Genomic DNA, 23486 nt, shown 5'->3' on the forward strand with positions numbered 1-23486 from the left:
AAATGAAGGAGGGACATACTTTGCGTGATAGTAATTTAGATTTACGAGTTATTCGTACGAAAACTGCCATACGAAATGCATTGGTGGAACTAATTGAAGAAAAAGGCTTTGACGCCATTACAGTGAAAGATATTACAACGAAAGCAAACATTAATCGCGGCACTTTCTATGCGCACTATCAAGATAAATTTGATTTAATGACGAAATGCCAAGAAGAAATTATGTATGAGTTTTCTAGCATTGCCAAACAGAGATTGCCTGAAGTTATTGCTGATCTTGGGTCAAACCCTTCCCCAACAATGCCGTTTATACTTATTACTTCTATTCTTGAATTTCTAAATGAAAATAGTGATTTTATGAAAGCAGTATTAAGCCCAAAAGGAGATTTATCTTTCCAAACAAAACTAAAAGACTTTATGTGGAAAACAATATTTGAAGATACGAATGGTGCCCTCATTAATAAGGAGAATTTACTTGTCCCAAGTCAATACTTAGCTTCTTATATGGCATCTGCTCATATAGGTGTCATTCAGCAATGGTTAAATACCGGGCAAAAAGAAACACCTGAGGAAATTGCTCGTATTTTATCAACAATCGCAGTTCATGGACCTTTTTATGCGGCTGGCTTAAAGAAATAAGTTAGCTATATAATAAAAGATCATCTACTATAATAGCAGATGATCTTTTATTTCATTACAACACTTCAATATACCCTTCAGTCCCATGTACCCGAATTCGTTGCCCATCTTTTATTCGTTTCGTAGCATTCTCTACCCCGACGACTGCTGGTAATCCATATTCACGTGCAATCACTGCCCCGTGAGTCATAAGCCCGCCAACTTCGGTGACTAACCCTTTTATAGACACAAATAACGGTGTCCAGCCCGGGTCAGTAAAAGCAGTAACTAATATATCCCCCTCTTCTAAATTCGCATCTTCCATGTTTAAAATAACGCGAGCTCTTCCCTCAATCACTCCTGAAGAAACAGGCAGGCCTACAATCGCATCAGCTGGGAGGTTTTCTCGTTTATATTTGCCTGTAATGATTTCTCCATCAGACGTCATGATACGAGGAGGCGTTAGTTTTCCATATAATTTGTAATCATTTTTTTGTTTTTGTATCCGCTCGTAATCTAGTTTATTCGTGCGAACAACTTCGTGAAGTTCTTCAAAGGTTAGATAGTATATATCATCGATTTCATGAATGACACCGCTCTGTACAAGTTGCTCAGCTTCTTTCAATAATGCCTGCTTATATATGAAATAACGATTAATCATGCCGTATTTTGGATATTCACGATAACCGATAAAATTACGGATATTACGAACCATCCGCTTCATCTCTTCTACTTTTTGCTTTCCATTTGGCAAGTGCTGCAATCGATTTACTAACTCTTCTTCTTTTTTCAAAGCTTCTTGCAGCCCTTCTTCAAACTTCCGTTTACTAGCACCCGCTTCAAAGTCTCTTATATTATTTAAAATCATCGGGATAATTGTAGTTGGCTTTTCACTCCAGCGCGTTTTCGTAATATCGATTTCTCCGCTGCATCTCATTCCGTATTTATTTAGAAAAGTTAGAATAGCATCTCGAGCTTTTTCTCCGCCTTTAAATTGAACTAATTCATCTAAAAAGTTATCATTTTCTACATGTTGTAAATACGTAATAACTTCTTGGTACGGTCGAATCACATCAGCAACGTCTAGTAATGCTAAACCCATTTCAGACGTAATATTATTTTGTACAGATTGAGAAAGCGTGTCTGCTGCATTCTTTTCGCCTAGCCAGTGCTCCATCTTTTCATTCATCCATGTTGAAGCATTCATACCAGCCATAATAACAGCTATACTTTGCGGGTTAAATAATACTTTTTTTAATTGCTGAATGTCTTCCAAAATAAAATCAAGTACATCCACCCCTGATTTCATTTGCATGTTTCGTTTTAACTCTTCGATTGATGCTTCACTATTCTGTATTAAATTCGTAACGATTGCCGGATCATTTTCGATTTCTGGTTGCGAATTTGCAGGTTGCTTACTTTTACTAACACTCTTTTCTTTTTCATCATCCGGCAACAATGTAATAAAATTATCTCGCTCGATTATAGTTGTTAATGCATCTCTTACGAGTGGATCTGATTTTCCTAAAGTGTTTATTAAATAATCTCTGCTAGCAGGTGAAGCTAATTGTTGCGTAGCATCCACAAACAGCCGTCCTCCCGCTTTACGCATAGGAGCATTAGTCGTTAACAGGAAAAAAGATAACCCAAGCGGTTTCATCGCATCGGTCATCATTTGTTGGTGGCCAACTGATATATACACATGATTTCCCCCATCATTTTCTTCAGGAATTGGATATAAAGTCGTAATGGGGCGACTTTGGACAATATAAAATGTATCATCCACTAAACACCATTCAATATCTTGCGGACAACCAAAATAAGCTTCAATCTGTCTTCCAATCTGTGCTAGTTGTAAAATTTGTTGTTCAGACAATGTTTGAATTTGTTGCTGAGCCGGATCAATCTGTTTCGTCTCCGTTCCGCCCTCTTTTAAAGCATAAATAGCCAATTTTTTAGTTGCTATCATCTTTCCGGTAATTTCGCCTTCTTTTACTTTATAATTATCGGCAGAGACCAGTCCTGATACTAATGCCTCACCAAGTCCAAAACTGGCATCAATTGATACTACCTTTCGGTTAGAAGTAACCGGATCAGCAGTAAATAAAATTCCCGAAGCCTCAGGGAAAATCATTTTTTGAACGACAACACATATAGAAACTTGATTATGTTCAAAATCATTTTGCATGCGGTACATTACTGCTCGCTCTGTAAATAAAGAAGCCCAGCACTTTCTTACATGCTGCAAAATCGCTTCTTTACCGATAATATTTAAATACGTATCTTGTTGACCAGCAAACGAGGCATACGGTAAATCTTCAGCCGTCGCACTAGAGCGCACGGCATACGCATGTTCATTTCCAAAACGTGAGAGATAATGAGCTACCGCTTCCACTACTTCAGAAGGGATTTTTACTGCCATAATGACTTCTCTAATCTTCTTACTCATTTCACCAATTTGGGCTCGCTCTTCCTTTTTCAACTTTGTTAGTTGCTGCAACAAAGTTTGAAGCTCCTCATTTTGCTCGATGGCCTTTTCATATCCTACCGTTGTAACACAAAATCCTTCTGGCACTTGTATCCCTTGAACGCTTGATAACTCCCCTAAATTCAATCCTTTTCCACCAACGAGTGCAAGCTGCGTGTTTTCTATTTCCTGAAAATCGAGAACGAAAGAACTCATTTACCATCTCTCCTTACTATGCATGTGTTCTTGATTGTAGCAGTAGTAAATACGAATAAACAGTCTATTTCGAACTTGATTTACATGATATAATTAAGTTAGGAAGAAATATCCCCCCTCTAATTCACTTCAACTACATCACCAAACTTAAACATCCTTTGATTATGAAAAGTATCGGTACAAGTGATCGTCTTATTTAATGGATTTATATCAGCTACTGTTATGTAATTTTTATATAGATAGCCATTTTTATAATATGTAAGTAAAACCTCTTCTTCACCTAAATATGAAATTAACAGCTTATTTTCAATCCTTTCTTTTGCATCTTGCGTTAAAATTGGACGCGGGATTTTCGTTTGCTCATGTATCATTTCTTTAATACAGGCGAACTGCTCTGGCATACTAGCAACGATAAAAAAGTAGGCATGCTAAATAAGCCTATTAAGTTTGTTTAAAAAATCGCTTTACTGCATTTATACAACGATATTATACAAAAGTTATGGCACCCTTCTGAATTACCATTAATTAGGGATAATATATGTTATTATATATTTGTAATTAATGAAATAATAAGAAAGAAGGGGTTGTTGTGGAAACAAAGATTATAGAAACAAAAAAGAAAATTGATTCAAAATCTCTTTTGGCTTTAGGATTATTAATTATTTCAGGAATTGTATATCAATGTATTGCACTTATAGTAGGTAATATACCTGAATTATTAGAAATGATTCTTGAAGCTTCATGGAATCTTGTATTATGTGGAATTATAGGATACTATTTTTTAGGGAAAATATCTTTAGAGCAATTCAAACATTTTAAATTTAAAACATTAATCTGGGGTTTACCTTTAACAATCATAGTGGGCATGGGTTCAGGCACACTATATAACTATATTTTTGAACCTCCAACTACAAATTCTGTTGCTCAAGTAATAAGCGTTTCGATGATTTTGACCCGTGTACCATTCATGTTAATGGGTGAAGAATTGCTATGTACTAACATAATCATCGCATTACAAAAATTAGGATTAAAATTTGGTACAGCATCAATAATATGTAGCGTTCTGTTTGCCTTGTGGCATATTCCTGCTTATGGTTTCGTGCCAATGCAATTATTGATAACTATAGTCCCTGTTAGGTTATTACTGAATTATATATGGAAAAATTCAAAGAGTGTTTGGGTAAGTTGGATTTGCCACCTTGCTTTCGACATTATTGGATTTTTACCAATGCTTTTTAAATAAAAAATTACATTGTACTTATAAGTAACAAACAATAACATAAAAACAAAAAGAACCTTAGGGTTCTTTTTTACTTAACAGAAAATATTACTTAGAATATAGATAAAATACCCATTCATTTCAGGGACAGATACATGAGAAATATATATATTTACACCTATAAAAGGATTCTTCAATGTTTGACACAAACTATATTGACTTCGAAAATTTTCAAATAGGCATTCAAAATATGAATTCGTATTTTGAATGCCTATTTAGTAGTGATCATTCTTATTTTTTAGGTTCTTTAAGTTTTAATATATTAGTCGGAAGTACGTGTTTTATAACTTGAAAACCCATGGTACTTACACTTTATATTATGAACTTCTTTTGTAACTTTGGGTTTTGCATAAAAATAGAAATAACACTTGAAGTAAATGAGCATTTCTTTGTAAATAGTACAAAAATACATCAGCTAAAAAGTTCTAATCAATTTCAATTACATCACCAAACTTAAAAATCTTCTTATTACAAAAAGCATCCGTGCAAGTAATCAATCCATTCAAGGGATTTATATCAACTACAGTTATGTAATTTTTATATAAGTATCCACCTCTATAATATGTAAGTAAAACCTCTTCTTCACCTAAATATGAAATTAACAGCTTATTTTCAATCCTTTCTTTTGCATCTTGCGTTAAAATTGGACGCGGGATTTTTGTTTGCTCCTGTATCATGTCTTTAATACAGATGAACTGCTCTGGCATACTAGCAAACGGTTGCCACTTTACCATTCCTCTTCCTTTTGGCATATTAGCATTCTTCACGATTTGTGCCCTCCTAATAATGTGTTTCTATATCTTGCTGTTGCGACGCTTGTGTAAGAAATCCCACGTAAAATACTGTTCTTACCAAATCGTGTTCGAATTTCGTCCATCACCTTCGTTAATCTCATTTCTTTTTCTCTCTGTATAATGTTATCGAAAAGCGAAATTTGCTCTTCTCCTTCATGTATTAAATTTGTTAAGGAAAGACTTATCGATCGAATCGGCTCTCCTGTATGCCGCTCGTATAAAAAATATGTGCAAACGTTGTAAATATCCATCGTTAAATTTGTTGCTCTATTTAACGTATGTGCTTTTTTTATTCCTCCCCCGTATTCCCTACTATATCCGACTGAAAAATGAATCGTTTGCGCGTATTTCTTTTCTCGTCTCAATCTGTAACAAACTTCTTCTGTATGCTCTAATAAAATAACGATGAACTCTTCTACCGAATAATCACGAAATAATATTTGGCTTTTCGCTATAGATGTTGTCGCTGGAACATATTTCTCTGCTATTCTGCTAAAATCAATCCCGTTACTATGCAAGTGTAATTCCTCTCCTATCACACCAAATGATTGCTTTAAATACTTCAACGGGTACTGCGCTAAATCTCCAATCGTATGTATACCTTTTCGATTTAATTTCATTTCTGTTTTATACGATATACCCCAAAATTTACTGAGTGGTCTAATACTCCATAACTTCTCGGGTATATCGTCATACGTCCACTGCGCTATTCCATCGTTATTCTTTTTCGCTTCCACATCCAGTGCTACTTTACTCAATAATAAATTGGGTCCAATACCAATCGTACTTTCAATCCGTGTACGTTCATATATTTCTCGCTTAAACTTTAATGCGAACTCGCACGGATTACTGGCAAACAAATGAATACTTGCGGTCATGTCCATAAAAAACTCATCAATACTATATTGATGGAAATCTTCCGGCGCAACATACTGTAAAGCTAAACCAGTTATGTAAGTTGAACACTTCATATATGTATGCATAATCGGATTCACAATAATAATATCTGACCGCTTCGGTATTTCGTACATTCTATTATGTGGGTGATTTCGCTAATAATTAAAATTTAAAATAAATATTCTGAATTATATGTTGATTTGTAGATAATTTACAGATAAACTTAATTTATCTCAAGATGATATTTTAAGAGATTAATCAATTAGGAGGACTTTAAGCAGTGGTTAGATTACTAAAGGAGGATGCTATTGGATCCGAATAATAGAAATATCAAGTTCAGTGTGAAGAAAGCATGTGTCGATATTGGAAATGACTATCAAGTGGAGTATGCAACTATAGTTGTTGAAGACACTAAGACTAAGTTTTTTAGAGTTCACCCTACAACCAATTTTATTAAACAACGCTATGGGAAAACAGATCACAATTTTAACTCGCAAAAAAGAGCTGCTGATGTCATTGTACAGTTCTTAAATTGGCTATTAATTGAGAAATACAGTACTTATCAAATAAGTTCTTTAAAACAACTTACCTTATCACATGGTGTTGATTTCTTGAATTATTTAAAAACCACTAAGTATAAAAAAAAGAAAGATAGAAATAGCATATACAGGTCTAGAGGGACTTTAGAACATGCAGATCTGTACTTAAGATATTTTTTTAAATTCTTAAAAGATCAACACATCCTTCAAGGTGCATTAGCAGATGTTATTGAAAAACATACATACAAAGCAAATAATAAAGAAATAATTAGCTCTATTTTTATTGGAAATGGTTTTTCACTCCCAGCAAAAAACGTTACAAGACATGAATTTAAACTAGAACACTTCCCTCACCCCCAATTAATTACTTTATTATTAGAAGTATCTGATTTGGTAGCGCCAGAAATTTCTTTTGGGATTTATCTACAAATATTTGGTGGATTACGCAGAGGTGAAGTTGTTAATGTCTTACGAAGTGACCTTCGCGAAATCGGTCCTAATGGGGAACATGGTTTATCTGTTAGGATAGGCTACAAACCTTATATATGGGAAAGATTAAATGATATTTCATCTTGCTCAGTTAAAAGAGATACTAAACTTTTCCCTATACAACCCATTCAAGTTATCCCAACTATTTCAGTCCCTATTTTAAAAAGTTTGAAGATTCGATTAGAAACATTACAAAAATCGAACAGACATAATGCGCTATTTGTTGATAATAATGGTAATCCAATGAGTGGTGATACTTATGATGCTCGTTTTAATAAAGTTAAGCGTAAATTTTTAATGACTGTAAAAAAGAAAATGCCTGCTTATTTCTCTCTACTTTCATCTAATACCTGGGGGACGCATATTGGTCGACGAATATATACTAATCTGATGGCAAAGATCGTTAAAAGTCCAGCTGAGTTAGCTATTCTTCGAGGAGATAAAAGTCTTGAATCTGCCCTTGTTTATATGAGCAAAGAAGCAATTCGTGAAGAAATACAAGAAGGTTTACAACAGATGTATCAAGAGAACATGAACACCAACGATAATTTAGATGAAGAATCAATTAGTTTAGCACAGCAATATAACAATAATTTTATAAATTCCATTTTAAGAGAGGATGCTGTAAATTTTGAGTCGATTACTAATACAGAAAGAAGTTATTGAGTTAACTGGTTTCAGTGCAGATAAAGTTAGACGGTTAGCAGAATTAAACCTAATTAAGTTTAACGGAAAATATTATCAGCAAGATTCCATACTACAATACTTAGATTATGAAAAAGGAATAATTGATACTTCTTTCAACATCAATGATTTTACAAAATTTGTACAGATACCGAATTATACCGGCATTCAGAATCTTCAATCGCATTTCCCTGAAGAATTTCACCTTCTTGAAATAATAAAATTAACTTTTCCGATCAACGGAAAGTATATTTTCATCACAAAAGAATCTTCCCTCACCTTTAGAAATACTTTAGATAAAAAAAGAGTAATATTTTCTACTCATATTTCTACAAAAGAAGCTAATAAAAGATATGGTTTTGGATTTGCTAGAATTAAATATTATACAAAAATCAAAAAATTAAATCCTATTATAGCTCCTCCTAATATTAGTGAACGCGGCTTGTATTATCCTATTGAAGAACTAGAAGCAGTCGCCGCAGAAGAACAGGCCTTTTTAGAAGAGCATTATTCAGTTTCTGCAGTAAAAAAAATGCTTGGATACGCTGAAAGTAGCTTATGTTCAATTATGGCTCTAGTTGAAGAAGGGTTTTTAACCTTTCGGAAAACCGAATATGGAATAATTAATGAAAATGCTGGCCACAATACATTTTGGATAACAAAAGAGTCTGTTCATTCATTTTTAGATTTATTAGAAAATAAGTATTTGAAGCTAGAGCATATAGAGAATAAGTTAAAACTTTCACACATACATTTACTTTCCGTTTTTTCAAACAATGACAAGCTCATTATAAGTAAACAAATATACATAAAAAAAGAAAAAGCATTTAAACTTTTAGAAAGATATGACTTAAAAAGTATAGAAGAGGCTTACTCTCCGAATCCCAATATCCCTTCTACTATCTATGACTACTATACTTTAAAAGGTATCGCATCTCTTTCCTCAAGAACAGAAATAACCTTATATAAACTGCTGCAAAAATCTGAATATAAGAACCTTTTTAAAGATTATATAGAACCAATTAATCAAGAAGAGTTTTGGAAAATCAGCAAAAAAGAAGTCGATAATTACTTAAAAGAAATAATAAAACTGAAAGAAAAATATTATACACGCGCTGAATTATTAAAAAAATTACAGTTACCAAATAACTTTCAATACATCCCTATCTCTTCTATAAAGGTACCGTTGCATATGAAGTTTTTCACCAATATTTTAAGTAGTTATCTATATGATAAACAAGAAGCACAACTTTTTTTAGATAACCCAGAACTATCTCACCTTATTTTTAAACAATCGCACCTTAGCCTTAGCGATTATATAAAATCATTTATTGATTTAAGAAAATTTCCTGAAAGCCTTAAAGAAACAGCAGATCTCTTAAAGTCTTTTACTGAGCAAAATCTTTCAGCAAAACAGGCTAACCCTGATACATTAAACAGTTATAAAAGAGAATATCTAATTGCGATAGAATATTTAATTAAATATCCCCTCAAAAAAGAACTCTATCTTTTCGATAATACTGAAGTACAGTTATTTATTGAGAAATGCTCCTCAACACATCATAAAACCTGTTTATGGAGGATCTTAACTTTTATAGAAAAAGAAAGATTATGTAGATATTCACTAAAAAAGTTACCCAATCCACGTAAACAAAGGCTTAAAAAAGAACAAGAAAAACTTTGTTTTGATGATTGGCTAGAAATTTATAAGTATGCACAGAAAATCGATGCACACTTACATCAAGCTATTATTGATAAACAGTATGCAAATTTATGGTTATTCGTCATAATACTCTTAACTAACGCTTGGAGACCTAGTGATGTTTTTCGAATACCCCCTATACAGCCTGAAATTATTGGTATACCTAACATTGATTGGCTTACGCATCATAAAATTACTCAACCTAAGGCACAAAAAATTATAAATATTATCCGTAGTTATAATTTAGTTACAGCTAAAAACGGAATGCCTAGGGATTTCACATGCAATCTTGACCTACTTGAACCAATGGTAACTGCATTGTGTATTTGTGAATTTCATAGACGGAAGTCTAATATTCCAACAATAATGGACTTTACGACCGAAAGAAAAAAGAAGAATACTGTTAAAGGGAGTGATTTTAATCATTTTTTTGGAAGAAATATGAATCTAAAACATATTAAATTTTCTCCTTTAATCGCTAACCGTTCATTGATGGAACATTTATTTTATTCTATTCAAGAGAAAAAAGGGAAAGGTAATTCAGCATTTGAACTAGTGATGAAATTACGTAAACATAAAACTGAAGTTACAAAGGAATACATAAGTGATGGAGGAAATACAATCTCTCTCCACTTATTTTTTCGAGGAGAATTTGGCTTTTTATATGACCATTTAATTGAACTTCTTACAGATAAGCGTGAAAGTACGTTATCCCAAAGAACACTAGACATTTGCCAACTCAAACGATTTTTCGAACCATTTGAGGTTGAAAATTTTTCTTATTTTTTATCTAAAGTAATGAACGATGAAGAACAAAATTTAATGGATAAACTCTTATCCTTAACCCCAGATCAAGCATTTGAACACATGCGAAAAATGTATTTAGGACATATGCCATCAAAAAACTTAGATGCACAATGTTTAATTTATCCTAATTGTCATAGACCATCTAACATGTTTAGTTGTAATCAATGTCCCTTTGCAGTGCATAACGTTTATGCGCTAACCTCCATATTCAATGAATTTGATGATAGCATTCAAAGGTATAAAAATACAAACAAAAATGGAGTAAAACAAAGAGAACAAAATACTATTTTTAAATTACAAAACCTTCTTATTAAAGCAATAGAAAAATTTGGTGAGGACTATGTATTTAGTTTTTATACTGGCGGAGAAAATGTTTTTGTACAGCAATTAACCCTTATAGAGGAGTGATCTTTTCTTGTCACAAATGAAAATTCAAGGTAACTTATATGGAATTAATTACCCTCAGGAATTTTCGGAGGATGAGTTTCTAAAAGAGTATTCAATTGAAAATGCAAAAGAAATTATTGCAGAACTTACTTTAAACAAAGTTTTTTTAGATGGAAAATTCGATGATGATTCCTGGGTTTTAATAAATAACAAAGAACTAAACATACGTAAATATTTTAATTTTCAGGACATCTTGGATACTGAAATTAAAATTAAAGCCAAGTGTTGGATTTTAAATTATTTACTGACAGTAGCACCTAGTTCTGCAACAGTGTATTTAAATAACTTAAAAAATTTTTTGCTTCTTACAAATTATTTATCATGCCTTGATATCGATGAAATAGAAGCTTCTTTAAATGAATTTAAATTATCAGTTCGATACAACGTTTTAATTTCCGGAATAAATTTCCTGGACTATATATATGGTAGTCAAGTAACTAAATCTAAAATAGAATTATTTTCAAATCAATTACGGTCAATAGTATCTAAGTTTTTCTTTTCTAATACCAGAGACCTCCCCCCTTATAAAGACATTATCAGGTTTAGTTTTATCCTTACTTCATTCTCTAACGTTTGGGATGAAAAATTAGAACTGAAGTTTTTTCCAGTTTTATTGTGGTGGAAATTAACATCTGTTATACCAATGAGACCTTCTGAGTTTTGTTCTATTAAAAGAAACTGCCTATCTATTCAACGTAATGATTTTTTTATAACTTTGCCTAGACAAAAACAAAAAGCTACATCAAAAACTTTTGAAGTACCTAATACCCTACCGATTTCTAAAGAGCTCTACAATCTCATAAAACGCTATATTCACATTTCAGATTCGTACGGTGAAACAACCACTCTTATATCAGCTGCTGTATATCGTAGTACATTAAACTATCCTACACAATCAAAACGTAGGATATTAAATCAAAACCATTTTTTTCTTTATATGTTTAATAATTTACTACATGCTTTTTATTCTGAAGTTTTAAAGGATATATATGGTCTGGAACCAATAGACAAATCAAAGTGGCTAAAAGAAAAAAATAACGTAATGAAATTAAGATCTAATGATGGTTTGAGTGAATTTACTGCTGAGAAACAAATTATCAAAATCCAACCGAATGACACAAGACATTTTGCAATTTGTAGTATGATGATTCAAGGATTTAATCCATTAACTATTGCACGTATGGCTGGTCATCAACATATTGAATCACAATACCACTATCAAAAGCATATTGAATTTTTTATAGATTCCAAAGCGTATGAAGCAACATTATTAAATCGTTTAACAAATTCATCTAAGGATACAAATTATAACTCCACGCTTGTAATAAAGGATTTAATTAACAGGTCCTTAGCTCCTGAGGAAATGTTTGAGTATAAAGAGGAAGTCGAAATTGGCTATTGCACAGATGAATTAAGACGATGTGAATCTAGAATTTGCATTTTCTGCTCTAAAAATTGGATCCCTCGTGAAGAAATAGAAAGTAATTTTAAAGAAATTGTTGAATTAAAAACTGAATACAGCAAAAAACTAAAAATTAGAGCACAAACACTATCGAGAATTTATAAAGATATTAAAATAGAATATAAATCTTGTAGAGTAAATCCTTTAGAACTAGCTGAACTGGCTAGAGAGTCTAAATTAACAAACAGTGAAATACATGATTATGCTGTACTTATTTCAAAAATTTTCGAGTAAAAGGTGAGATAATTGAGCAAATTAAAAAATCCCAAAGGTGCTGGACGTAAAAGAAAATATGACAATCCGGCGGAACAAACTAGATTAAAGAAATTAGTTTATCTTTACAGAGAAAGAAATCCTTCAGGAATAATTAAAATCTCTCATTTAGTAAGATTTTCAGAAGAAATGAATAAAATAAAACCCGATGAATTTCCATCAACATATAATAAAGATGTTTGGAGTAACTGGGGAAGAGAAATAATTAATCTAGCAAACGAACCAATTACTATTAAAATCGTGTCAGAATTAGGTGATCATCATGAAATACCTAACTTTTCTGATATCGTTGATAAGTATATGCATGATAAACCAAAGCTTTTAGAACATTTGTTAACATGTGAAAATTTACTACATGAATCGTTAACCAAAAATAATGACTTTAAATTACAAAATAATATACTTGAGAAGCAAATTAATTCACTAAAACTTGAAATATCTGAACTGGAAGGAACGATTAAAAAATATGAAAAAATGACCTTAGAAATGGCTCATCATAGTGGTGTCGAAAAATATAGAGTAAAGTACGGCTTAAAAAATCAAATATCTGTATCAAAAAATCAGAAAGCTTTTGATAATTTGGACGACCTTCACTCATTTCTCGATCCTGATTTAACCCTCAAAAATAACGAAGAAAAAAATAGTCTAAAAAAAATTGTAAAAGAAGAATCCCCTATCTTAGCTAACTGGAAAAAATTACGGAATTAAATCCAGTAACAATTATAACTAAATTTCTGAGTATCATTACTTCTCTAATACATCAAAAAAATATTGATGAATTGCAATTCATCCTAAAGTTTATTCATAGCTTCTCTGAGTTCGTAGAAAGGAACAGTATAAAATAATAACTGCAACATGTCCTTAAATAATAATCAAAACATTTACTTACAATAAATGTTTTAAATCATCTAAAATTACTAAAAGGATTTCCTCGCGCATAAGAAATATCTGTATTTTATCTACAGCTGAAATGTAAAGTACTTCTTATCCACTTTTGAACTTAAGAAATTTAATACCATTTAATAAAAAAGTTATCCTTTCTAACACATTTAGAAAGGATAACTTTTTTATATTTTTTAATTTATAACATTAACTTTAGACTAAATGAACATACATGCAATTTTGAACTTTAAACGTATATTTTTTAAATTACATTTCTTATATTAAGAATCTCCATTATATTATGTAAAATACTCTAATTTTGCATTTGGAAAGAATTTATTCATATATGAATAAAGTTGATTTTTTATATCATCTTCTTCTTCTTTTTGATAAATATATTTACCAATTCCATATTTCCCCCATTTATATCTTCTTCTCTCTTCATCTAATTCTAATTTTGACATAGGATAATTTTTTTCAATCACTCTCTTTGCAGGCTTTGTAAAACGATGTTGAATAAATTCAAATGTAATGTCATCTCTTACATCAAGAGGTAATTCAGCATCAAGACGTTCAAACATAAGATAATAACCGTTCTGCCAGCCTTCATGAAGATAAATAGGAGCCACTATGAACCCTAACGGATATCCTGCTCTAGCTACTTTTCCTGCTGCTTCAATTCGTTTAGCTAAAGGAGAAGTACCTGGTTCAAAGTTTTTAATAACATAATCAGCATTTACACTAAATCGAAATCTTGTTTTCCCATTATGTTTTGCATCAAGTAAATGATCTACATGATGAAATTTTGTAACAAACCTCAGCTTTCCGTATTTTGATTCCCCAAAATGTTCAATTGCCCGTTTTAGCGTATGTGTTAAGTGATCAATTCCTACAATATCTGATGTACACGAAGCTTCAAATCTTGTTAATTCTGGTTCACGAGCCTCCATGTATTTGTCAGCGGCTTCTAAGATTTCATCAACATTTACATAAGTACGGATATATGGCTTACTTCCCATTGTTGTCTGTAAATAGCAATAATGACAATGTCCCATACACCCTGTTGCAAAGGGAATAGCATACTCTGCTGAAGGCTTGGAAGTATCAAATTTCAGTGTTTTTCTAACACCAACAACAAGCGTAGATTTTGCTACTCGATACTTTTGAAAATCATTATCGCCTGGCAAATCTCTTACTTGATTATGGGAAGTAGTATGTCGAATTTCAACATCCATCTTTGAAAACTTCTCAAACAGCTCTTTCCCCAAAGGATAATCTAATGCTTTAGGTTCAAAATATACGAGCTTAGGCATAAATGGCTTATTCATTCCAACATCCCCTCTGGAATATCACCATAATAGTAAGTGTACGCTTGGTTTGCCTCTTCTTCCGTAGAATAAACCGCCATCTCATTTGTTAGTGGATAATACGTTTCGTAAAGGAACAATGCTAATTCATTTGGTCTCTCAGGGTTATTTACAACTGCTGCGGCTTGTATATTTGCTACATCTTGAGTGTGGGGATTTCGATAAAAAATATAGACAATATCTCCAGCATGATAAGTTTTACTTTCATTAGAAAGCTCCATTCAATCACCTTTTCTTTTTTAAAAATTGTAATGTGCAAAGTAATACATTCTAAATTTTTTCCTATAGTCCATAAAAATATGTCTACTTTTATCAAGAAGAATCTTTATTTTGAATTACATTTATGATTGACGCTATGGAAAAATATCCCCACACGCTCATAACCGATCAACTTAAGAGCAGAAACCAAATAGAATTTCGTTTATCAGGACTAAAATATCCTTAAAAAAATAGTAAACTCTTAATTCTCTTTCTTCGTACTGAGCACATACCTATTTGAAGTATTAGTACCACAATGGCCTAGTTTGAAAGAACATTTTTTAGTCCTTTAAATTTGTTACACCAAAACCAACTTAATTGAGGTAAACGATGGTTGACATTGTTAAAATAAAAATCTTCACATATAAAATAAGAATTTGCACAAAGTAAGTATGGTTCTATTACTTAATAGTGAGGTGATTAATTATGTCAGTACTAGACAATTTTGATCAATGGAAAAGCTTTTTAGGAGAACGATTAGAACAAGCCGAAGGAAAAGGAATTGCTGGTGAGGCAGTTTCAGATATGGCATTCCGTGTAGGTGATTATTTGGCAAATGAAGTAGAGGCGCGAAATGACCAAGAAAAACTATTAGCTGAGCTTTGGAAAGTTGCTAATGAACAGGAACAGCATACAATTGCTAATTTAATGGTAAAGTTTGTCCAACATAAATAAACAAGCATGCATTTTTAGTCACACTTCTATATGAAAAGAGTGTGACTATTTATTTTTTTAGACTCCCATACTCTTTTCATATATAAATGTGTTTAATATTTGATTTATTTTATGTAACTGGTTTTATACGAAAACTTAAATTCCAGTGTGTATATCAAATAACTATATGTTTTTGTTGTACGCTTATTTTTTATAAAAGTTGATGCTACTAGAAGTGAAAGTATAATAGCTTTTCCGTATGTTATGTAAGAAAACAAGTAATCTTTGTCATTGATTCCTATCACTTATACACGAAAATTTCTATTTTGTTCTAAAACAGCAAAGGAATTGTACAATAAGATTATGTAGTTCTCTTTAGTAATCTCTGCCCTTTCCTGAATCTGAAATTTCTACTAAGGCTTCTGGATAAGGTTCAAAATAGGTTTGCCTTAATAAATAGTGTTCTTCAAAACGAAGAGCCCATGATTTTAATACAGCGAGCAAACTGCTAAGCGGTATCCTTTTTTCTTTATACTTTTGAAGAAGTGTTAAAAAATGCTCTTTTTCTTGATTTTTCAAATTCTTTTTAAAATAACCAAAGATATGCTGACATACGTTTACATGTGATGTATAACGAGGTGTTCTTTTTAATAATTCATATAACATTTCCTCATATTTTTTAAATACGCTCTCAACATTATCTTTTTTGTGATTGGCAATAATTCTGCCTAACTCTTTTTGTTTTGACTGATTATATGCCATGAATAAATGCTTATAAACGGATTGAAAAGCAATCAATTCTTCTAAATTTCTATTTTGTTTGATTCTTCTAAAATGAGTAATTGTAAATAATTTTGTGAAAAAACATTCTCGAATAGTGAAATTTAACAATCTCCCTTCCTCTTCTACTGCAATATGAGATAATTTTCTTAGCACAGCCCCACCAAATATGCCAGGACCTTTTCCTTTCGTTGGTGACTTTTCATACCCCGTATAGATATTCACATCTTTTATTCCACAACTTGGAGATCGACTTTTTAAAATAAATCCATCGACATCTGGTAATGTACTTAAAAAATTATTAGAAAAATGCTGCATTTGTTCTGTTAAATCTTTTCTTGTAGAAGGCTGCACAAGCTTTTGAACACCATTCTCCTCAACGATTCGAATTGTTTCACGAGGTATACCCAATCCAATTTCTACTTCAGGACATACAGGAATAAATGTAACAAATGGTTTTAAATTTTGAATTGTAACATCAAAAATCATATCTCCGTTATAACGACAGGTATCAAATTCCAAGCATTTACTCACAACCACTTTTGGTTTAGGAAATTGTTTCTGCATGTTATTGCCTCCTTAGGATTTAATCAGCAATATATTAAGTATTAAATTATCTTTTAAACTTTTATGCCATCATTACAGTGTTTTACATCCAATATAAAAATATTCCGTAATGTTGTTAGAATTGTCAAGAGTATCGATATTCTATGAAATTGGTATTTGTTTAATAAAACATTTGAACATGTATTTTTATTTTTTTTGGCTTAAAAAAGAACATTTTTGAGAAAACCCTTTTTCCCATAAAGGTAAGAGTATTTTTAATTTGCTTTCCCATCGAATCCTCTTGTAAACTGTGTCTAAGAATCAATTCTTGAGCACCTTGACTTAACAGTTTTCTTTTTATAAAAATTGGGCCCTTTTAATTAAAAGGACTTTTTGTCCAAACATATAAAAAATTAAAAGTTTTTTATCATAAATATATTGGTTATGTAATAGTTTGAAAATACATTTAGAGATGATGGCTTTTCCAACTATTATCTCTAAATTCCTCTACTTTGATTTCTGTAATGACAATCATACTCTTCACTGTTATTTTAACATAGTCACAATTTTTTTAAGAATTAATATAATGAGGAGGAAATTTTATTGAAAATTGCAATTTGTGGTGGAAGTGGATTTATTGGTAGACATCTTTCAAATTTTCTTAGCAATGAGGGGCATACTGTTTATATTCTTACACGGAAAAAGATAGATAATTTTTCAACTTCTAATATTCAATATGTAAAATGGGATGCTAATTCAAATACATTTCCTTTTTCGTCTATTGATGTTGTCATTAATCTAGCTGGAGAATCTATTAATAACGGTAGATGGACAAAGAAACAAAAAGAAAAGATTTTAGAGAGTAGGTTACAAACTACAAAAGGACTTATTAAGCAATTACACACCCTTGAAATAAAACCTCAAACTTTCATTAATGCCAGTGCTATTGGATACTACGGGGCATCTCAAAAGCAGTCTTTCACAGAGGAACACGAAACTCCGGGAAATGATTTTTTAGCAACTACAGTATCTTTATGGGAACAAGTAGCATCTCAAGCTAAATCTCTCGGAATACGTACTATTTACACTAGATTCGGTATTGTATTAGGTAAAGATGGAGGTGCTTTTCCAAAAATGCTCCTTCCCTATCAATTGTATATTGGCGGTACAATCGGAACCGGAAACCAATGGTTATCATGGATTCACATAGATGATGCCGTACGTATAATTGATTTTGCTATCAACAAAAAGGAGGTAAAAGGACCTCTTAATATTACAGCACCAACACCAGCTACTATGAAAGAATTCGGGAAAAATATTGCAAAAATTACAGGGCGCCCACATTGGCTGCCAGTCCCTTCTTTTATCCTCCATACTTTACTGGGAGAAATGAGCATGCTGATATTAGAAGGACAGCACGTATTACCTCAAAAAGCTATTGAACACGGATATCAATATAAATTTTTAGCATTAGAACATGCATTACAAAATATAATTCCATCTACAATGTAGTACTTCAAAATACAACTTATCTATATTTAAAATATGGCAATAAAATTGCGGAAGATTAGAAATACATATTTTAAACTTTAATCTATGTGAGATTTAGAAGATTTCTCCACCTTTTAAGAGGTTAATTAAGGAATTTTCTTAATAACAAGATGATAAAAGGTAGGCATCTCTTATAAAAAGATATCTACCTTTACTTCCCTAAAATATATTGTATTTCTAAAAAATCCATATTCGTAACTTCTGAAAAATTCTATATTCATTTCATTATTTTATTAAGCATCCACATTCTCTCTCTTTTCCATTCTAGATTTCACCTGAACAAAATTTGAACCATCCTAGAATCACCGTACTGGCAGGGGCAAGAAGAGACCTAACAATGAATGTATCCAACATTACTCCTATTGCCGTAATAATTCCAAATTGAACAAGTACGTGGATTGGTGAATTAGCTTTTATATAAATCATACGTATATTGGCTGCGTGGAACAAATGAAGCCAACCCGCCTAGTAGGAATACCGTTAGCAGAATAATTGTCCATGGCTTACGAATAACAAATTCTGCATTTTTTTGCTTAATGCTCCTTTTGATTCCTTTAATTTAACTTTCTTATTTTTCTTTTTAGTATGCTCTTCACTCATTTCCTTAGTTCTTGGAATGTATGGGAAAAATGCTACTCTCCCAAAAATAAAAATACAAAATCTACAAATTTTTTAAGTAAAGGTTATCAAGGTGTTTCTATGGAAGATGTTGCAAAAGTTCATTGTTAAAAGACTTGAATCTTTTATAATCAAAGTGGGTTACTATATTGGAAAATTTAGAAAACCTTTACATACCGTATTTATCTGCATATAGAAGATTCACCTTCTATACCCCTAGTGCAGGACTTTATTTTCAATTCAGGTATAGTACTTGAAATTTATTTTTACTTCAACTTAAATTATAATTATACGTTTAGATAAATTTTTTATTATCTGAACAATATGTAAACATGTTAAAATATATAAAGAAGGATTGGTATTTTATACCTTATTAATATGAGGATGTTTTAAGTTTGAGAGATGTATCATAAAGTATAAAAAATTTTAAAATCAATTTCTCTAAGTTTTTTTATTATATTATTAGGCGGTGATTTTATATATGTTAATGTTCAAACAAGTTGAAGAATTTATGAATTCAGCTGAAAATAGCTTAATATTACCTAACATACACGAGACATATCGAATTACACCAACTGTTAATCGATCAATAAAAGATTTTGAAGTAATACTTGGAAAAAGACTATTTAGACGAGAAAAATTTGGAATGCGACTCACTCGTGATGGAAATGATTTATACAATGATTTAAAAGATTTATACGAACAAGAAAGAAAAATAATACCTTCAAGTTATTCTACTTCTGGACCTAAATTGAATAACGATTTACTATGTATTGAATTATCAATAGAAAAAATAGCAGATACTTATAAAGATATTAATATTGAAGACCTAATAACACTTCGTAATATTGAATTGCAATTCCAAAAAATCATTGAAATTTATGCTAGTAAATCTGAATCCTAAAAAAAGATAACCTTAAAAAAGAATATATTAATATGGATCAAAAAAATCATAATATTAAAATATTATCTTTATTCGGTAATCAATGATATGAAATTTAAAGAACCACAGAGATTTTTTATTTTGCGGTCTATGACAGTAATCGTGTAACTACCCAATAAAAAAAAGACACCTTAAGGTGCCTTTCTTACACTTAAACCATCTTAATTTTAATAACATCATTTTAAAAACTAAAAATACACCTTGAATCTTTCATATAATATTTTAACATATTTACATATAAATAGAAGTGCTAAAAAAGAGAAAATGCCTGAAAACTATTTCTTATAATTTGAATTTATTGTATCTTTATAGTAATTTTTAGAAAAGTGTTATTTAAATATTTCTTAATTATTATTTGTGATGGTCCAGGAGGATAAACATTATGTCTAATGTTTTTAATATGGATTATAGTCATTTTGAAAGGAGTGCTAAAATCCTTGAAATGCTGGGTAATTCAAACCGTTTATTGATTGTTAGTGAATTGATTAAAAATGGTGTTATGACAGTTTCTCAACTTAGTGCAGCAACACAAATTGCAGAATATAAAATTCTACAACATTTAAAAAAATTAACGCTAAGCAAGGTTATCAGTAGTGAGCGGAAGGGTACAAAGATCTATTGCAAAGTAGAAGAGAAAAAAACCATTGATATTATTTTTTTATTAGGATTGTTAAATTAAAAATTTAATTTAGTGTCAATGGAGGAAGACACCCTCTGGTGCCTTCTTCCAACTTGAACCATCTTAAATTTAATAATATGTGTATTGGAATTCATTCTTATATTATTTTATTGCGTTTAAAAATTTTACACATTGAGAAATAAGACACTATTCTTCATTTTCAATTGAACGTAAAAATCCCTAGAGGGGGCTAGGGATTTTTATAGAATGAATATGATTCAAAAAAGAACTTACCCAACATAACATATGAATGTTTCATAAATATAAGTGAGATGAGTATTAAATAAAGAAAGATTCTAGCTATTATTTCTACACTAATGGTTACTGAAGTGTTATGAGAGAACGGCAACGATTTCACGACTCACTTTATGGTCTTAGAATTTCTCGTTCAGTAATGGATGTAATAAGCATTTTATTAATCATCCAGAGAATTACGTTGTTTAGATGTATAGTTTTGATTTGAAGATTCTCTAAGATCTACTATATCTGTTTCTTCACCAAATTCGGTACCATAATTTATTTCTGTTGATTTGTTATAATTGAAATCCTGATTTACGTCCCTCATTAGCTGAAATAAAAGAGTTATGCACATTAATCCACTTAGACCAACAAGAGCAAATACAACCCGCGATAAAAAGGCCCCTTGTCCACCGAATATTGCAGCTACTAAATCAAACTTAAAAAATCCAATTAATCCCCAATTAATAGCACCGATAATAATTAATGCTAAAGCAATCCGCTGTATAGTTTTCATTGATTTAACACTTCCTTTAATAATTTGATAATATTATGCAGATCAATATTTTTAATTCTTTCTGTATGAATCCTTAGCTATGCTTCTTCATAAAACATTATGCATACCATATACTTACCATCAACATATTAAATTCCATAACGTAAAATATGAGTAGACACTTAATAATTAATATTATGATTAAATATTAACTTTCATGTTACTTCACAGCATTACTAAAGTTCATATTTATTATTAATATTTCTTACTACTTTAATACATAAAATAAATATTAAGCGTGTAGGTATTTTTATCCTCAGAATGAATCATAAGCATCTTTTTTTGCATACTATAATATATTGTGTTTATACTACATAGGAACTATTTAAGTGTTAGAATAAATAGTTAACCTTTCATAACAAGTGAGTAAAGCGGGCCGTAAAATTACGGGCTGCTTTATTATATATAATTTTTCTAAGCAGTATTTAAGCATGGTTAAATACTAAACTATCTTACACAGCTAAGGAAATTACATATGCCCAAAATATTATATCCTTTCTTAAAGTAATCCATCCCTTTAACCTCGATAAAATATTTTGGTTTAATTTATTGAATTACTTCATTTAAATACAAATTTTAATTAGATTATGAAAAAAGCAAGCATTAATATGCTTGCTTTCCATTCTAACCACGATGTTCTACAAGATCAATTACACCTAAAACAACGTGAGCTAAACCAAATCCAAATACTGTATTTGCAATCATTTTATTAGTTCCACGAGTTTGTTTAAGAACATAACCTGCTGCTGTCACTGCTGTACCTAGTGCTGTTGGAATTAATCCTTCACGAATATCCACAGTGATTGCCTCCTTGTATCGTAGTTAATAATTTTGTTCTAATGCTTTAGAAGTACAGCATTAAAACATCTATTAGTATTTTATTTTTGATCAAAATTATGTGGATTTTTATGAACAATTTCACAATATTCGCCTTTTGTATTTAATTTTAAAATTAGTATCTGTTTTTTATTTACAATTATGATTAATCAAAACTATTTACGCCCATACTAATCTTTGTTTAATACACACTGAATATGGAGTTGAATTTAAAATGGAATATAAAGATAAAACTTCTACTGAAGCTGCACTATTACAATACAAATATGGATTAGGTGTATTTGCTGAAAAAATGCCTAAACTCACTGATAAATTCCATCATTTTACACAAGAGTGTTTCAAAGATGGTACGTTATCAAAGAAAGAAAAACAATTGATTGCATTGGGCATAAGTCTTTATTCTCAAGATGAGTATTGCATCATTTATCATACAAAAGGATGTATTGATCAAGGTGCTTCAGAACAAGAAATTCTTGAAACAGTTGGAGTAACAGCAGCATTTGGCGGAGGCCCCACTATGAGTCAGGCAGTCACACTTGTTCAAGAATGTATAAAAGAATTAAATAACCATAATTAATTGCTAAAAAATTCACTTGAGGGTAAAAATTCGTGTATTTTCCCGGCACCTCCCATATATTTACTAATAAAAATAAAAAACTTGAGCATTTTTATTATGCTCAAGTTTTCATTTACACTTTTAATTAATACTATAAATTATCCAGGATAAGTACGTAGCAAATGTAGCCCATAAAAAATATGGGATTAGCAACCATCCCGATACTTTAGATAAATTGGAAGAAAACATAATGAGAAGCAACGTAGTAATAGCGACTAGTAAACAATCTACTGTTGCTAAAAATAAATTTTTTTGACTGAATTGAAAGTAGCTGAACGCTTGATTGCAC

21 protein-coding genes and 3 pseudogenes are annotated in these 23486 nt (G+C 31.0%); 12 read left to right on the forward strand and 12 right to left on the reverse strand.

The window, feature by feature from the left end; translation table 11 throughout:
• Positions 1–20: 20 nt before the first annotated feature.
• Positions 21–638: a TetR/AcrR family transcriptional regulator gene (locus tag ACLBWW_RS14900; RefSeq protein WP_141497583.1), complete on the forward strand. Its 618-nt coding sequence runs from the start codon at positions 21–23 to the stop codon at positions 636–638.
• A gap of 55 nt (positions 639–693) precedes the next feature.
• Here the strand turns inward: ACLBWW_RS14900 and ppsA are convergent, their stop codons facing one another.
• Positions 694–3300 (reverse strand): phosphoenolpyruvate synthase, encoded by a 2607-nt coding sequence (gene ppsA / locus ACLBWW_RS14905; RefSeq protein WP_098079386.1) that lies wholly within the window; start codon positions 3298–3300, stop codon positions 694–696.
• 119 nt (positions 3301–3419) lie between these two features.
• On the reverse strand, positions 3420–3701 hold the full coding sequence (locus tag ACLBWW_RS14910) for a YolD-like family protein (RefSeq protein WP_048547829.1): 282 nt from the start codon (positions 3699–3701) through the stop codon (positions 3420–3422).
• 188 nt (positions 3702–3889) lie between these two features.
• Between ACLBWW_RS14910 and ACLBWW_RS14915 the strand changes: the two genes are divergently transcribed.
• Positions 3890–4543: a CPBP family intramembrane glutamic endopeptidase gene (locus tag ACLBWW_RS14915; protein ID WP_098132514.1), complete on the forward strand. Its 654-nt coding sequence runs from the start codon at positions 3890–3892 to the stop codon at positions 4541–4543.
• A 461-nt stretch (positions 4544–5004) separates the two neighbouring features.
• Here ACLBWW_RS14915 and ACLBWW_RS14920 read toward each other — a convergent pair whose 3' ends face one another.
• A complete protein-coding gene (locus ACLBWW_RS14920) occupies positions 5005–5346 on the reverse strand; it encodes a YolD-like family protein (RefSeq protein ID WP_048547830.1) in 342 nt (113 codons plus the stop codon).
• Positions 5343–6407: pseudogene (locus ACLBWW_RS14925) on the reverse strand (Y-family DNA polymerase); the annotation flags it as partial. The gene ACLBWW_RS14920 and the pseudogene ACLBWW_RS14925, both read right to left, overlap by 4 nt.
• A 171-nt stretch (positions 6408–6578) precedes the next feature.
• Between ACLBWW_RS14925 and ACLBWW_RS14930 the strand changes: the two are divergent.
• The 5 genes and pseudogenes from ACLBWW_RS14930 to ACLBWW_RS14950 all read left to right on the forward strand — a co-directional run.
• Positions 6579–7964: a hypothetical protein gene (locus ACLBWW_RS14930; protein ID WP_098273977.1), complete on the forward strand. Its 1386-nt coding sequence runs from the start codon at positions 6579–6581 to the stop codon at positions 7962–7964.
• Positions 7930–10899, forward strand: a complete 2970-nt coding sequence (locus ACLBWW_RS14935) for a hypothetical protein (protein WP_107134519.1) — start codon at positions 7930–7932, stop codon at positions 10897–10899. The genes ACLBWW_RS14930 and ACLBWW_RS14935 overlap by 35 nt, the downstream gene beginning before the upstream one ends.
• Before the next feature lie 16 nt (positions 10900–10915).
• Positions 10916–12634: a tyrosine-type recombinase/integrase gene (locus ACLBWW_RS14940; RefSeq protein ID WP_223265747.1), complete on the forward strand. Its 1719-nt coding sequence runs from the start codon at positions 10916–10918 to the stop codon at positions 12632–12634.
• A gap of 12 nt (positions 12635–12646) precedes the next feature.
• Positions 12647–13381, forward strand: coding sequence for a hypothetical protein (locus ACLBWW_RS14945; protein WP_074651245.1), 735 nt, complete (start codon positions 12647–12649; stop codon positions 13379–13381).
• Positions 13382–13404: 23 nt separating this feature from the next.
• Positions 13405–13518, forward strand: a pseudogene (locus ACLBWW_RS14950) (helix-turn-helix domain-containing protein); the annotation flags it as partial.
• A gap of 336 nt (positions 13519–13854) precedes the next feature.
• Here ACLBWW_RS14950 and splB read toward each other — a convergent pair.
• Together splB and ACLBWW_RS14960 are read right to left on the reverse strand one after the other, a co-directional pair.
• Positions 13855–14883: a spore photoproduct lyase gene (splB, locus tag ACLBWW_RS14955; protein WP_107134517.1), complete on the reverse strand. Its 1029-nt coding sequence runs from the start codon at positions 14881–14883 to the stop codon at positions 13855–13857.
• Positions 14880–15143, reverse strand: coding sequence for a transcriptional regulator SplA (locus ACLBWW_RS14960; RefSeq protein WP_000423611.1), 264 nt, complete (start codon positions 15141–15143; stop codon positions 14880–14882). The genes splB and ACLBWW_RS14960 overlap by 4 nt, the downstream gene beginning before the upstream one ends.
• Positions 15144–15606: 463 nt before the next feature.
• Between ACLBWW_RS14960 and ACLBWW_RS14965 the strand changes: the two genes are divergently transcribed.
• Positions 15607–15855, forward strand: a complete 249-nt coding sequence (locus tag ACLBWW_RS14965; protein WP_000114446.1) for a DUF3243 domain-containing protein — start codon at positions 15607–15609, stop codon at positions 15853–15855.
• Between the two features lie 354 nt (positions 15856–16209).
• On the opposite strand, the gene ACLBWW_RS14970 is transcribed toward ACLBWW_RS14965, so the two are convergent.
• Positions 16210–17181 (reverse strand): YbgA family protein, encoded by a 972-nt coding sequence (locus ACLBWW_RS14970; RefSeq protein WP_447614100.1) that lies wholly within the window; start codon positions 17179–17181, stop codon positions 16210–16212.
• Between the two features lie 582 nt (positions 17182–17763).
• Here ACLBWW_RS14970 and ACLBWW_RS14975 point away from each other — a divergent pair.
• On the forward strand, positions 17764–18672 hold the full coding sequence (locus ACLBWW_RS14975; protein WP_447614101.1) for a TIGR01777 family oxidoreductase: 909 nt from the start codon (positions 17764–17766) through the stop codon (positions 18670–18672).
• Positions 18673–18975: 303 nt separating this feature from the next.
• Here ACLBWW_RS14975 and ACLBWW_RS14980 read toward each other — a convergent pair whose 3' ends face one another.
• Together ACLBWW_RS14980 and ACLBWW_RS14985 are read right to left on the reverse strand one after the other, a co-directional pair.
• Complete coding sequence (locus ACLBWW_RS14980; RefSeq protein WP_107134514.1) at positions 18976–19137, reverse strand: MMPL family transporter; 162 nt, start codon at positions 19135–19137, stop codon at positions 18976–18978.
• Positions 19121–19365: pseudogene (locus ACLBWW_RS14985) on the reverse strand (MMPL family transporter); the annotation flags it as partial. The gene ACLBWW_RS14980 and the pseudogene ACLBWW_RS14985, both read right to left, overlap by 17 nt.
• A 445-nt stretch (positions 19366–19810) precedes the next feature.
• Here ACLBWW_RS14985 and ACLBWW_RS14990 point away from each other — a divergent pair.
• Both ACLBWW_RS14990 and ACLBWW_RS14995 read left to right on the forward strand, forming a co-directional pair.
• Positions 19811–20233, forward strand: a complete 423-nt coding sequence (locus ACLBWW_RS14990; protein ID WP_447614102.1) for a helix-turn-helix domain-containing protein — start codon at positions 19811–19813, stop codon at positions 20231–20233.
• A 421-nt stretch (positions 20234–20654) separates the two neighbouring features.
• A complete protein-coding gene (locus ACLBWW_RS14995) occupies positions 20655–20951 on the forward strand; it encodes a metalloregulator ArsR/SmtB family transcription factor (RefSeq protein ID WP_107134512.1) in 297 nt (98 codons plus the stop codon).
• Positions 20952–21366: 415 nt separating this feature from the next.
• Here ACLBWW_RS14995 and ACLBWW_RS15000 read toward each other — a convergent pair whose 3' ends face one another.
• Positions 21367–21705: a DUF378 domain-containing protein gene (locus ACLBWW_RS15000; RefSeq protein WP_000849456.1), complete on the reverse strand. Its 339-nt coding sequence runs from the start codon at positions 21703–21705 to the stop codon at positions 21367–21369.
• 663 nt (positions 21706–22368) lie between these two features.
• Complete coding sequence (locus tag ACLBWW_RS15005; RefSeq protein WP_071739411.1) at positions 22369–22542, reverse strand: asparagine synthase; 174 nt, start codon at positions 22540–22542, stop codon at positions 22369–22371.
• 253 nt (positions 22543–22795) lie between these two features.
• Between ACLBWW_RS15005 and ACLBWW_RS15010 the strand changes: the two genes are divergently transcribed.
• Complete coding sequence (locus ACLBWW_RS15010; protein WP_447614103.1) at positions 22796–23158, forward strand: carboxymuconolactone decarboxylase family protein; 363 nt, start codon at positions 22796–22798, stop codon at positions 23156–23158.
• 120 nt (positions 23159–23278) lie between these two features.
• Here the strand turns inward: ACLBWW_RS15010 and ACLBWW_RS15015 are convergent.
• On the reverse strand, positions 23279–23486 hold a 208-nt coding region (locus ACLBWW_RS15015; protein ID WP_447614104.1), incomplete at its 5' end, for a tryptophan-rich sensory protein.

The sequence above is a fragment of the Bacillus sp. M5A3_1b genome (assembly GCF_053345335.1).

Bases quoted from the DNA above. Each gene is read 5' to 3' on its own strand.
- ACLBWW_RS15010 (WP_447614103.1), top strand. From the start codon at position 22,796: ATGGAATATAAAGATAAAACTTCTACTGAAGCTGCACTATTACAATAC.
- ppsA (WP_098079386.1), bottom strand. From the start codon at position 3,300: ATGAGTTCTTTCGTTCTCGATTTTCAGGAAATAGAAAACACGCAGCTT.
- ACLBWW_RS14940 (WP_223265747.1), top strand. From the start codon at position 10,916: ATGAAAATTCAAGGTAACTTATATGGAATTAATTACCCTCAGGAATTT.
- ACLBWW_RS14980 (WP_107134514.1), bottom strand. From the start codon at position 19,137: ATGATTTATATAAAAGCTAATTCACCAATCCACGTACTTGTTCAATTT.
- splB (WP_107134517.1), bottom strand. From the start codon at position 14,883: ATGAATAAGCCATTTATGCCTAAGCTCGTATATTTTGAACCTAAAGCA.
- ACLBWW_RS14990 (WP_447614102.1), top strand. From the start codon at position 19,811: ATGTTAATGTTCAAACAAGTTGAAGAATTTATGAATTCAGCTGAAAAT.
- ACLBWW_RS14965 (WP_000114446.1), top strand. From the start codon at position 15,607: ATGTCAGTACTAGACAATTTTGATCAATGGAAAAGCTTTTTAGGAGAA.
- ACLBWW_RS15000 (WP_000849456.1), bottom strand. From the start codon at position 21,705: ATGAAAACTATACAGCGGATTGCTTTAGCATTAATTATTATCGGTGCT.
- ACLBWW_RS14970 (WP_447614100.1), bottom strand. From the start codon at position 17,181: ATGCAGAAACAATTTCCTAAACCAAAAGTGGTTGTGAGTAAATGCTTG.
- ACLBWW_RS14960 (WP_000423611.1), bottom strand. From the start codon at position 15,143: ATGGAGCTTTCTAATGAAAGTAAAACTTATCATGCTGGAGATATTGTC.
- ACLBWW_RS14910 (WP_048547829.1), bottom strand. From the start codon at position 3,701: ATGCCAGAGCAGTTCGCCTGTATTAAAGAAATGATACATGAGCAAACG.
- ACLBWW_RS14995 (WP_107134512.1), top strand. From the start codon at position 20,655: ATGTCTAATGTTTTTAATATGGATTATAGTCATTTTGAAAGGAGTGCT.